At 39.5% G+C, this 12,976-nt stretch carries 11 protein-coding genes; 3 read left to right on the top strand and 8 right to left on the bottom strand.

What is annotated here, in order from left to right:
- Positions 1–184: 184 nt before the first annotated feature.
- From KS419_RS13020 to KS419_RS13030, 3 genes are read left to right on the top strand one after another with little or no spacing between them, the layout of a single operon-like run.
- Positions 185–1,357: an amino acid ABC transporter permease gene (locus tag KS419_RS13020; protein ID WP_217066843.1), complete on the top strand. Its 1,173-nt coding sequence runs from the start codon at positions 185–187 to the stop codon at positions 1,355–1,357.
- A gap of 6 nt (positions 1,358–1,363) precedes the next feature.
- Positions 1,364–2,560 (top strand): amino acid ABC transporter permease, encoded by a 1,197-nt coding sequence (locus KS419_RS13025; protein WP_217066844.1) that lies wholly within the window; start codon positions 1,364–1,366, stop codon positions 2,558–2,560.
- 34 nt (positions 2,561–2,594) lie between these two features.
- Entirely contained in the window at positions 2,595–3,365 is a 771-nt protein-coding gene (locus KS419_RS13030; protein WP_246593999.1) for an amino acid ABC transporter ATP-binding protein, read from the top strand.
- 430 nt (positions 3,366–3,795) lie between these two features.
- Here the strand turns inward: KS419_RS13030 and KS419_RS13035 are convergent, their stop codons facing one another.
- From KS419_RS13035 to KS419_RS13070, 8 genes are all read right to left on the bottom strand, one after another.
- On the bottom strand, positions 3,796–4,821 hold the full coding sequence (locus KS419_RS13035; RefSeq protein ID WP_217066845.1) for a formylglycine-generating enzyme family protein: 1,026 nt from the start codon (positions 4,819–4,821) through the stop codon (positions 3,796–3,798).
- Positions 4,822–4,945: 124 nt separating this feature from the next.
- Complete coding sequence (locus tag KS419_RS13040) at positions 4,946–7,219, bottom strand: glycoside hydrolase family 65 protein (protein ID WP_217066846.1); 2,274 nt, start codon at positions 7,217–7,219, stop codon at positions 4,946–4,948.
- 17 nt (positions 7,220–7,236) lie between these two features.
- Positions 7,237–7,914 carry a beta-phosphoglucomutase gene (gene pgmB, locus KS419_RS13045; protein ID WP_217066847.1) on the bottom strand — a complete coding sequence of 226 codons (678 nt, stop codon included), beginning with the start codon at positions 7,912–7,914 and terminating at the stop codon, positions 7,237–7,239.
- A gap of 47 nt (positions 7,915–7,961) precedes the next feature.
- The gene (locus KS419_RS13050; RefSeq protein ID WP_217066848.1) at positions 7,962–9,281 is read right to left on the bottom strand and encodes a sulfatase family protein; all 1,320 of its coding nucleotides are present in this window, start codon (positions 9,279–9,281) and stop codon (positions 7,962–7,964) included.
- 32 nt (positions 9,282–9,313) lie between these two features.
- On the bottom strand, positions 9,314–10,357 hold the full coding sequence (locus tag KS419_RS13055; protein ID WP_217066849.1) for a LacI family DNA-binding transcriptional regulator: 1,044 nt from the start codon (positions 10,355–10,357) through the stop codon (positions 9,314–9,316).
- Between the two features lie 71 nt (positions 10,358–10,428).
- Positions 10,429–11,124 (bottom strand): YesL family protein, encoded by a 696-nt coding sequence (locus KS419_RS13060; RefSeq protein ID WP_217066850.1) that lies wholly within the window; start codon positions 11,122–11,124, stop codon positions 10,429–10,431.
- A 61-nt stretch (positions 11,125–11,185) separates the two neighbouring features.
- Positions 11,186–12,022, bottom strand: a complete 837-nt coding sequence (locus tag KS419_RS13065) for a carbohydrate ABC transporter permease (protein WP_217066851.1) — start codon at positions 12,020–12,022, stop codon at positions 11,186–11,188.
- Positions 12,022–12,897, bottom strand: coding sequence for a carbohydrate ABC transporter permease (locus KS419_RS13070; protein WP_217066852.1), 876 nt, complete (start codon positions 12,895–12,897; stop codon positions 12,022–12,024). The genes KS419_RS13065 and KS419_RS13070 overlap by 1 nt, the downstream gene beginning before the upstream one ends.
- Positions 12,898–12,976 lie beyond the last annotated feature (79 nt).

Raw genomic sequence — 12,976 nt, forward strand, 5'->3', positions numbered from 1 at the left:
GGGCAGTGCAGGAATGACAACTAGAAGTCCGCTCTTTGACTTCGGTTGTCACTTCCGAAGTGCCCCGCAGCGAGTAGGCGCTGGAGCTAGACAATGAAAAGCGCAAGCAACACTAACAATTAGGCCTGCCTCCCCTCCACTTCGGTGGGAGCAGGCCTTCTTCAATACTGTGAGGTGACAAAAGATGAATCCCACTACTCCTTTTTGGAGAGACAAACGGATTAAACCAATTCTGCTACAGATTATCTTTGTAATTATTGTAGGAATCTTCTTTTTTTATTTTATTAATAATGCCTTATCCGGTTTAAGAAGGTCTGGCTTATCTTTAAGTTTTGGGTTTCTTAATTCCACAGCCTCATTTGATATTTCAAGGGATAAATTAATTGATTATACAGCAACAGATTCCTATAGTCGGGCAATTTTAGTGGGTTTTTTAAATACACTGCGAGTTGCTGTTTTGGGTATATTTTTCGCAACAATAATTGGGGTTACATTAGGGATCGCCAGATTATCTAACAACTGGCTTGCAAGAACTACATCATTGGTATATGTGGAAATATTTCGAAATACTCCACTCTTAGTTCAAATGATTATTTGGTTCTCTGCTGTATTTTTAATGTTACCACTTATTGAAAACAGTTATATTTTTGCAGGGAACATTTACTTTAGTAATCGAGGGATCGCGGTCCCATGGATTCAGGTTACCTCAATGACTTGGATCTGGTTATCCTTTGTACTGGTCGGTATTATCATGGCAGTTCTTGTATGGAAGTGGAAGATGAAACAGCAAGTGGAAACTGGTATAAGAAAGTACCCATCCCTTTGGGTCATTGGTGTCATATTGATTTCGTTCCTTCTTCCCATGGGGATTACACAATCTGGACCATTCCTATTGTCCATGCCTGAAGTCCATTCAAACGGCAGGAGTTTTGTTGGCGGATTTGTTATCTCCCCTAGTTTCGGAGCAGTCTTAATTGCCCTTGTCATGTACACCTCTGCGTTTATAGCCGAAATTGTCCGTGCTGGAATTATGGGGGTTAATAAAGGTCAGCTGGAAGCAGCACAATCATTAGGTTTAAAAAGCTCCACAACTTTACGATTAGTAATCTTTCCTCAGGCTTTTCGGATTATTATTCCTCCTGTCACCAGTCAATATTTAAACTTGACGAAAAATTCAAGTTTAGCGGTCGCCGTCGGATATCCGGAAATCGTCAGTGTAGGGAATACGATTCTAAACCAGTCTGGACGTGCCATTCAAATGATTATTATTATGATCATCTTGTATTTAACCTTTAGTTTAATCACGTCTCTCTTTATGAATATCTTCAACAAATATACTCAGTTGGTGGAGAGGTGATGTCATATGAATCAAATTCAATATGAAAAAAAACCACTAATAGAAAAACCACCGAAAAAGAAAGTGAATATCTTAGAGTGGTTAAAAGATAATTTATTCAGTAGTTGGATTAACACCTTATTTACAATAGGATTAGGAATTCTTGTCTTTTTCGTTTTAAAAGGTACGCTGACCTGGGTTTTCTTTTCCGCAGACTGGAGCGTTGTATCAGACAATTTTAAACTTTTGTTAACCGGACAATATCCCATTGTGGAATTATGGCGAGTTTGGGTATGTATCTTACTTGTCTCCATACTGTTAGGTTTTTCTGGGGGAATATGGAATGGTACCATTACTCATTTATCCATCTTTCTTACTGTATTATTTCTAATTAGTGGATTGCTTCCATTTGTTTCAATAGAATCAAGAATCTGGAATTTTACTGGTGTCGTCCTTTTAGTTGCTGGATACTATGGGGGAAAGAAACTCCCTATTAAAAAAACAATCCTATTAGGTTGGTTTCTTCTTTTTCCAATTACAATCTTTCTATTAAATGGGTTTGATATTTTAACAAAAGTCGGTACAAATCTTTGTGGCGGTTTCTTATTGACATTATTGCTTGCCATTGTTTCGATTGTCTTCTCTTTCCCAATTGGCGTACTACTGGCATTAGGAAGAAGAAGTAAACTACCGGTTGTTAAATATTTTTGTATTGGGTACATTGAGTTCATTCGCGGGATACCATTAATTACAATCCTATTTGTTGCCCAAATCATGCTGCCACTATTTTTGGGGCAAGGCCTGGAATTTAACAATGTCGTTCGAGCCATGATTGGTATGACATTATTTAATGCAGCATATTTAGCGGAAAATGTGAGAGGGGGATTACAATCAATACCTCGAGGACAATTTGAAGCCTCCCACGCACTTGGGTTCAATTCTTCCCTCATGACGTTTTTCATTATATTGCCACAGGCATTAAGAACAGTTATTCCTGCAATGGTAGGGCAGTTTATCGCTATTTTTAAAGATACCTCCCTCGTAACTATTGTTGGATTAATAGATATCTTAGGAATGGCAAAAACCATTTCTCAGAATCCGGAATATTTAGGAAAACAAATGGAATTGTTTCTTTTTGTAGCAGCTATATTTTTTGTTTTCTGTTATATGCTATCCTACTCCAGTCGTCGCATTGAAAACTCTCTCGGAGTAGGGAAACGCTAGCTGTGAAGAGTGAAAAAATGAAGGGGGAATTACAATGTTAGAAGAATTTAATGACAGCACTCCTCTAGCAGAACGGGAAAATATTATTGAATGCAAGAATTTAAATAAGTGGTTTGGAGATCTCCATGTTCTTAAGAATGTGAACCTTAACGTGAAAAAAGGGGAAGTTCTTGTTGTCCTAGGTCCTTCTGGTTCAGGAAAGTCAACATTTATCCGTACATTAAATGCCTTAGAGGAAATTCAAGAAGGTACAATTACGGTTGATGGGACAACATTATCTAACGACACTAGTGATATTGAAACAATCCGAAAAGAAACGGGAATGGTTTTTCAACAATTCAATCTCTTTCCACATATGACAATCTTAAAGAATATTATGTTAGCACCAATTTGGGTTAGAAAGTGGCCAAAGGATAAAGTGGAAAAAATCGCATTGGAACTTTTGGAGCGTGTGGGGATTCCAGAGCAGGCAAACAAATATCCAGGGCAACTTTCAGGGGGACAACAACAGCGTGTTGCCATTGCAAGGGCATTGGCGATGCAGCCAAAAATCATGCTGTTTGATGAACCAACATCTGCATTGGATCCTGAAATGATTAAGGAAGTTTTAGATGTTATGAAAGAGTTAGCGAAAACTGGAATGACAATGGTTGTTGTTACCCATGAGATGAATTTCGCAAGAGAAGTGGCCGATAGAATTGTCCTATTCGATTTTGGAGAAATCATCGAAACTGGTACTCCATCTGAACTATTTGACAACCCGCAGCATGATCGGACAAAGCTGTTTTTGTCACAAATCTTATGAAACAGGTAGCATAAATGTAGAGCCAGGTTTTAACAAAAAATCCCCCGTAAGCCCCAAAAATAGCTTACAGGGGATTTTTCTTTTAAGAGATAAGAAAGTATAAGTTTTCTTATCGTTGTCTAGCTCCAGCGCCTACTCGCATGGGAACTGAAAAAGTGGTGCTTTTCCACTTTTACAGTCCCTAAGCAATGAGCGTAGCCGTCGCAATCTTTAAAAGCTTGATAGGAGTGGTTTTCTCCTATCATGCGAGCGACGAGCGCAGCCATTGCCATACAAATAAAAGGAACTGAAAAAGTGGTTTTAAACTTTTTCAGTTGCTTCCTACTCGCTACGGGACACTTCGGAACTGACAACCGAAGTCAAAGAGCGGACTTCTAGTTGTCATTCCTCCACTGCCCTACGCTCGTGTTCATAGGCGCTTACGCTTTTCTTATTCATTTGCAGCACAGCGGAATCCAATATTGCCAGTGGAGCTATCAGGAGTATTGGAAGTACGTGCTGCCACTCGGTAACGGTTACAATAGGAATGATGACAGAGATAAGAACCTCCCCGCATCACCTTACTATCTCCGGTTGCCGGACCTTGTGGATTTTCACTTCCCCCACGATTTTCAGACTGGTTCGTGAACCAGTCTGAACACCATTCCCACACATTTCCTGCCACATTAAATAATCCGAAGTTATTTGGGGGGAATGATTTGGCGGGAGCCGTTCCAAGGTAACCATCCTCAAGCGTATTTTTCCCGGGAAACTGTCCTTGCCAGATGTTACAATAGTGTTTTCCACTAGGATTAAGATCGTCTCCCCATGGATAAAGCTTCTGTTCCAAGCCACCTCGGGCTGCATATTCCCATTCCGCTTCTGTTGGCAGGCGCTTTCCTGCCCATTCACAATATGTTTCGGCATCATTCCATGAGACATGAATCACCGGGTGATCCCATCTTCCTTCTATCGTCGAATCTGGGCCTTCAGGGTGGTTCCATGTTGCCCCTTCCACTACCCACCACCACGGTGTACTTTCTACTTGTTGTATGACCTTTTTAGCCGTTTCCTTGCTGACAAGCTGATAAAATACAAATGACCAGCCAAATCGCTCCGCTTCCGTTACGTATCCAGTATCTTTAATGAATGCATGGAATTCCCGATTCGTAACAGCATAAGCGTCCATATAAAAAGAATCAATGGTTACTTCCCGTATTGGACCCTCTCCGTCGGTTGGAAATCCATTTTTCACTTCGGTCCCCATCAAAAATTTCCCACCTGGAACATAGACCATTTTATCTTTCCCAACTAGTTTTTTGACACGGGGAAAGATGTCCATGTTATCAGACTGGAAATGACACTTTTCACCATAATCAAGAAGGACCCGTTCCCTTTCGTTCGATGGAAGGGGGTTATTATGATTGACCTTTCCCCTACTTGATGCACAGCAGCTGTTTTTCTTCGCTTCAGACATATTCCAATCCCCCTGTTACTTTAGGACAATCATAACAGATGGCATCCATTATTGAACTAATAAAGTTTTACACAACAGATTCAGAGGAGTTTTGATTGATGTGATGCTAACCTCTTACTCCTTATCAGTTGGGGATGACCAGATCTTGATTCGGATGTAATTCCTGTTTTTCCCCGCAGTGAGTGATGGACAATATATCTCCTTCAGTTAAAGAGTAAGTCACCTGATCCTTCTCAAGTTGTACTCTCACAAGACGCCCCCTATAAGATAAGGAAAATTGGAGGGAACGCCATTGTTTCGGTAAGGAGGGGCGTAATGTAATTCCCTCTTCCGCAATCCGCAATCCGGCAAATCCAAAGACGATAGCTAACCAAGTGCCTCCCATATTGGCCATATGTAGGCCATCCTTTGTATTACTATGGGTATTATCTAAATCAAGCCTTGCCGTTTCTATAAAATATTGATAGGCTTTTTCACTGTATCCTAGTTTCGACGCCATGATGCTGAAAATACAATAGGATAGGGAGGAATCATGAGTTGTGATTTCCTCATAGTAGTCATAGGAGCGACGAATCGTTTCCAGATCCTCTTCCCCTTCCAGTAGAAAATGAGCCAGTACAGTATCCGCTTGCTTACAAACCTGATAACGGTACAACGTGAGGGGGTGATAGCGTACCAGCAGTGCCCCTTTTCCTTCATCTGATTTTTCAAAGTCCCAACGGGCTTTCCTTAAAAAAGAATCATCTTGGGCGTTTATCCGTAATTCCTGATCAAATGGAAGATACATCGCCATTCCTGCCACTTTCCACTGGCGGACTTCTTCTGCTGTTAAATGAATGGATTCCGTTAATTCAGTTAACCGCACAGGGTCTGTTTCCTTAAGTATGTGATATGCTTTTTCTGCCCATAATAGATTGTGTTTCGCCATTGCATTCGTATAGTAATTGTTATTGACGATACACGTGTATTCATCAGGTCCAGTTACATTATCAATCCGGAATTCACCTTGATACATATGGCCAACTTCGATCCACAATCTAGCTGTTTCGAATAAAACCTCTGCCATGTATTGTTTTAGAAATTCCCCATCCCCAGTCACTAAGTAATATTGAATAAAGCCGTAAGCAATATCTGCGCTTATATGATATTGGGCAGTGCCTGCTGGGAAAAAGGCAGAACATTCTGTTCCTGAAATGGTACGCCAAGGAAATAGTGCCCCTTTAGCATGGCCCATTTCTTTCGCCCTCTGTCTGGCATAGTCTAAAATGGAGTATCGGTACAACAGTAGACTTCTTGCAAGTTCTGGGTTCGTCATTAGAAATACGGGGTTCATATAAATCTCCGTATCCCAAAAATAGTGCCCTTCGTACCCTTCTCCTGAAAGCCCCTTGGCAGGAATGTTACTGAATTCATCTTTGCCTGCTGCCTGTAAAAGGTGGAATAAATTAAACCGAATTCCCTGCTGTATTTTATTATCTCCATCGATGACGATATCTGCTTTCTTCCAATAATCAGTCAAATAGTTTTCTTGCTTTTTTAGAAGATCTTCAAAGGTTTCCTTTTTTATTTCCTTGTGAATTTTAATTCCCTGTTCCACCACATTATCGCCATGACGCATTGTATCAGTATAGATATTTAACTTAGTAAAACGGAAAGAAGAATCTCCCGAAACTTCATAAACTTCTTCCGTGCTTGTTTTTTTAACAGTACTTTTATAAGAATAGTTTTGGTCCACGTTAGTTGTTGTTACACAAGCTACATCAAACTTACTGGAATACGTTGTAGCCTTCAAAATATGATAATGTTCATGTTCATATACTTCAGATACAAACAGACGTTTCGCATGATCTGAAGCCACTCTCGGATCCGATTTGTCAACAAAATTACTAACATCTCCCTCTACAATAGAGACAATTTCGATTTTTTCCACCGGTGTAACAGGCTTCACTTCCAAGTCTATTGCAAACAACTCTTTTGTTACAAACGATACTAATCTTCTAAAGTGAAGAACTACTTCCTTACCATTTGGAGATTTCCAGTGAATGATCCTCTCCCCATATCCTTTATCCATGTGGAGGTTCCTTTCATAAGATAAAATTTCTCCACTAAACAAGGAAAAACGTTCTCCATCAAGGTAAAGCAGCACTGTCTGTGAATCGATAATATTTAATATTTTTTGCTGTGTTTCGGGAAAGGCATGGAGTTTTTCCCCATAGGTAATTTCCGTTTCATCGTGAAATGCATTGATATATGCTCCTCGAATAGATGCCATTTTATCTGAATAGCCCTCTTCAAAATTACCACGGACACCTAAATATCCGTTTGCTAATGAAAAAAGGCTTTCATCTACCAATAATTGGTGATTATCCAGTGACTGGTTTGTTATTTTCCAAGTCATTAAACTAGCCCCCACAGTTAATTTTTCCAGTCCGTATATTGCTGGATGATGTCCTCAAATGTTAAGAGGGAGGTTTCGTCAACAAGGTAATGTGCCTTGTGCAGATGTGTTTGATTTCCTACTCCTACAGAAAACATGCCTGCCCCATTAATTGCATTAATTCCTGCAGCGGAATCTTCTATTCCAATACAGTCCGCATTTGGGACATTTAAGGCATTCGCTGCAGTTAAAAAGGTTTCCGGGTCCGGCTTCCCTTTAGAGACACTCGCAGCATTTACAACAAAATCAAACGTACTAGTCAAGTGAAGCTGTTCCAAGATTTTTGTTGCATTTCTACTGGCAGACCCTAAAGCAATGTATATCTTATTCTCTTTAATCTCGGTCAAAAGAGGCAGGATACCGGGGAGGATGTCATCCGGTTGGATCGTTTTAATAAATGCTTGGTAATACTCATTTTTTCTCGATGCAATTCTTTCCTTCTCTTCAAAGGAAAGATTTTCGAAACGAACATCTAAAGAAAGAATTCGCTCCAAGGATTCCATTCTGCCAATGCCCTTTAGTTGTTCATTAAATTCCCGATTAATCGTGATACCTAAATCTGATGATAATTTTTGCCAAGCCAAAAAATGAAATTCTGCCGTATCTGTAATCACACCATCTAAATCAAAAATAAATGCTTTTGGGAAAACGGTCATGCCACAAATCCTTTCTAGTATTCTAGTTATCTAATTTAATCAAACTATTATTTATTCCGGGTAAAGAAGGTGTTACCTGCCTCATCTTCCCTTTTCCACCCAGGTGCTTCTTCTCCAGGAATTGACCCTTCCAGTAATGGATCATTCGTTTCTTTCATCCACCGCTCTACTCGTCCCCGTAGATCCAGGAGAACATCACGATAAGATTCTAGTCCTGCCACATTATTTTCTTCCAATGGATCACCTTTAAGATCGTAAAGTTCTTCCACACTATTGGCAACATAATAATCGTCTCTTACCTCCTGACCTGAAAGGCTTTCATGAATATCTAACGGGAGGTAAACTTTCGGACCCTTTTCAAAGTTTCGGATATATTTAAATTCTTTCGTGCGTATTCCGCGCATGGGATGGTAACGGTCATGCCAGGAAAGTTCACAGAAGAAGCTCTCCCTTTCTTCGTAAGATTCTTCCTTTAATAATGGAAGGAAACTCACTCCGTCAATTCCCTCGGGGATCTTCCCACCTGCAATATCCACTAGCGTGGGCATTAAATCGATGTTACACAATAATTCATTCTGTACTCTGCCCCCATTTGTCATTCCCTTTGGAAGACGCATAATGAGTGCAGTTTCTAACCCCGCATCAAACAACGTTCCTTTTGCCCGTGGAAAGGCGATTCCATGATCGGTTGTATAAATAAGCATGGTTTTTTCGGCCAGCCCTGATTCCTCGAGAATTTGTTTTATCCTTCCTATGGCACGATCCAGTTCCTTTACCGAGCCATAAAAACTAGCTAAATCCTCCCGTACTTTCTCCGTGTCAGGTAAATAGGGAGGAACCTCCACAGATTCAAGAGGGACTGGTTCAAAGTGGTCGAAAGGTCGGTGCGTCTCTTCAAAGCCCACAGACGCATAAAATGGTTTAGTGTCGGAGGAGCTTCCTCTCTCCATTAAAAATGATTCTAGCTGATCTGTTACATTATTTGCCCCGTTTCCAGGTACTTCGATGACATTTTCATATCCAAGTCTCTTCCCGTCAAGTTCCCCATCAATGGATTCGTGAAAGAAGCCGAATAACCAGGTGTCATATCCTGCCTTCTTTAGTTCGGTTGGAATCGTCTCGATATTGGACTTCATGGAATGTCCCATATGTGCCAGACCAAGCATTCCATGATTATGTCCATACATTCCTGTTAAAATACTCCCCCTGCTCGGACTGCATTGGGGCTGGGAACAAAAATAATTTCCAAACCGTACTCCCTTTTCTGCCAACTCATCTAATTCCGGTGTATTGACTTTTTTTCCATAACAACCTAATTCCTGTCCAGTATCGTGTGAGATAACCATTATTATATTTGGTTTTTCCATTCCATTCCCCTCCATCCTTCCCCTACTTTTCGTTATGACGACTGGTTGCTAACATCATAAGGGGGAAGTGTTTTGACACTATTTCTATCCATAAACTGATGTGGGACGTAAACGTGTCTTTCTGTTTCATTATTTTCCATCAGTTTTTGTAACAACTTTGCCGATTGACGTCCTATTTCCATAAAGTCCTGACGTACAGTCGTCAATCGAGGATGTGTATAATCACTGATAATTAAATCATCAAATCCTATGATAGATACATCTTCCGGAATCTGTAAACCGGCTTCTTTCACAGCCCGCATTACCCCATATGCCATTAAATCACTATAACAGAGAAATGCAGATGGCTGTTTCCTCTCTAAATACGTTTTCGTCATAGCATACGCCTTTTCTTCGGAGAAGTCTGCATGAATAATATCATTATCCGTTAACTGTAAATCAAATGTCTGAAAGGCATTTCTTGTACCTTCGAATCGCTCATAATTCACATAAGTTTCCTCGGTTCCTGCTACAACAACAATATCTCTGTGGTTTCTATTCAATAGATAGAGGGCTGCCTCCCTCGTGGCACTGAAATTATCAATAGAGACACTACCGATAAGGCGATTATCAAGCTCTGTTCCTATATCCACAAGGACACATGGAATATTCGTATCCATCATTTCCTTAAAATAACTGTCATCTGTCCGAATACCTTGAAGGATTGTTCCCCCAATCTTTCTTTCACGGCAAAATTGTACATAACTTTTTTGTTCTTGTTTAAGAGAATCAATAAAATAGATTGATAATTCATAACCTGTTTCTTCCACCGCGGTGTAAACGCCTTTGAAAATATCGTAAGAAACAGTATCCTTTTTGTTTTCTGTGAAAATACCTGAGGCTATCAATCCGATTGCCGTTTGCTTTTTAGAAGATAAATTTTTTGCCGCAAGGTTGGGGGAATAATTTAATTCCTTCGCAACCTCAAATACTCGTTGTCTCGTTTTTACATTAATATCGGGATAGTTATTAAATGCTCTTGAAACGACACCTATGGATACACCTGCTTTATTTGCAACATCTCTTATTGTAGCCATCCTTTACACACTTCCTATTGATTTTATTTAATACAGCTATACCCATTCCTAATGGTTTGGTGACAACGTGTTTATTTGGTTTCTGTCAGTTTTTTCTCTACCTTAAGCGTGAATTGATAGAACGCCAGATAAGAGAGAAGTACAATTAGTGAAACAGTAAAAAAAGGAATCAAAAATAAAAATCGAGCACTCAAATAAATCACCAATATATTTGCTGAGATAAGAGTAATTAAAAGGAGCGGACTTCCAACTGTAATATAAAAAGCATTCTTATACATTTCCCTTTTCCCCATATGATAGTGGACACTTATACAAAAATAGTTGATCGTAAAGATAATTAATAATACACCGATGAGGAGAAACACCACAGCCAGAAGGTCATGCCTAGTTCGGAAAAAAAAGTAATCCAATGCCCACACAACCCAAAGCCCTGTCAGACCTAAACCTGACCACATACTCTGTATATAATTATCTTTCAGGTGACTTAAATACGATTTTATAATTGATGGCTGCTCCTTTTTCATCACCCACTCACGGACTGTCGCAAACATCGCTGTAGTTCCAGGGAAAAACACAATTGGGAGGAAAATCACTAAAGGGATCGTCAAGACTGCCAATACATAATCAGATGGACTAAAAATCATCAGAAAAGCAATAAATAAAATTGGCAAATTAGTAATCATCCATACAATATTCAGGACAGATAACTTCATGATCCAATCAGCAATGATTGTTATTAATCCAGAAAACCCCAAGTTGCGCTGCATAACTATACACCCTTTCTTTGGACACAGACAGACAATGTTCACTTATGATAAGTTCAATATTCTATTTCACCGCACCTTCTCCTATCCCTTTAATAATATGCCTTTGGGCAAAAATATAAAAGATAACAACTGGAATGACCGTAAGCGTTAAACCTGCCATCGCCATATTCCACTGAATCGTAAATTCCCCAAAGAAATAGAACGTGGATAATGGAATGGTTCGGAGATTTGTACTTGTGAGCACGAGGGACGGTAATAGAAAGTCATTCCAAATCTGAATCACATTTAGAATAATGACGGTAACGGTAATCGGCTTTAACATTGGAAAAACCACCCGCCAAAAAGTCCCAAACTTCGTACATCCATCAATTGTTGCCGCTTCCTCCAGTGATTTGGGAATCGACTTTACAAAACCGTGATAGAGGAACACTGCCATACTGGAATTAAATCCAATGTGCATAAATATAAGCCCTCCACGGGTATTGAGCATTGGTATTCCCGTTGCACGCATGATTTGGTCCATCAACTGTAAAAGAGGCATCATAATTGTCTGAAACGGAATAAGCATCGTTGCAATAAATGTCATAAAGATGATTTTACTTAGTTTATTATTTGTTCTGGCCAGCATCCATGCTGTCATAGAAGATAAGGTGACGATAAAAATAATAGATACTATTGTTATAAACAAGGAATTTCCAAATGCTGTTATGAAATTCATTCTGTGCATTGCCCCGGCATAGTATTCAAACGTCAGTTCCTGTGGCAAAGCCAAGACGTTTTCATACATTTCAGCCCTTGTTTTAAAGGAATTGACAAACATGATATAAACGGGAGACAGGAACAAGAGTGCTCCTAAAAAGAGTAGTATTTCTCTTGAAAATTTACTGACCTTTTTCATTACATTTCAACCTCCCGTCGTTTCGTCATATACACTTGGGATAGTGTAACGGCTGCAACGATGATAAAGAATACGACTGCCTTCGCCTGACCATAGCCATATCTGCTGTATCCGAAGATTTCATTATAAATATGGAGAGCAAATAATTCCGTGGAGTTAATTGGTCCTCCACCGGTTAAAGACAAGTTCACATCGTAGATTTTAAATCCAAAGGATAGGGTTAAAAATAAGCAAATCGTAAATGCTGGCATTAATAATGGGAAAATAATTTTCCGTAATCTATCCCAGTAACTGGCACCATCGATCGTGGAAGCTTCAATGACATCATTTGGAATTCCTTGTATCCCAGTAATATAGATAATCATCATATATCCTGCCATTTGCCATGTAAATACAAATACTAAAGCATATAATGCATAATCAGGACTAAGTAACCAATTGAAAAATAACGTTTCAAATCCTGTCAGTTCTCCCATGATTCGAAAGGCATCGGAAAAAATAAACTGCCAGATGTAACCTAAGATTAGTCCCCCAATAAGGTTAGGCATAAAAAACATCGCTCTTGCTGCATTAACCGTCCTTAGTTTAGTAGTCACCAATAATGCAAAGGTCAAGGCAATCACATTTACTGAAATCAAAGATAGGATTGTAAACTTGACAGTCAGCCATGCTGAATCGAGAAATCGGTTATCTCCAAATAACCGAGTATAGTTTTCGAGACCAACAAACGTCATTGGGTTAGCCCCGATCCCGTCCCACCTAAAAAAAGAATAATAGATTCCCATTACAAATGGAATAAGAACAACGGTAGTGAAAATGATAAGAAGTGGTACTGTAAATAAGATGAACCACCCTTTGTTTTTCCTTAGTTTCACGTCAACCCCCTCTTTCCAGTAAGATCATTGAGGAACTGTATATAAATGGCTCTTTTCGCATAGATTGTTGTTTTAAGGC

Origin of the sequence: Evansella tamaricis (genome assembly GCF_019042215.1) — a bacterium.
Classification (GTDB): domain Bacteria; phylum Bacillota; class Bacilli; order Bacillales; family Salisediminibacteriaceae; genus Evansella; species Evansella tamaricis.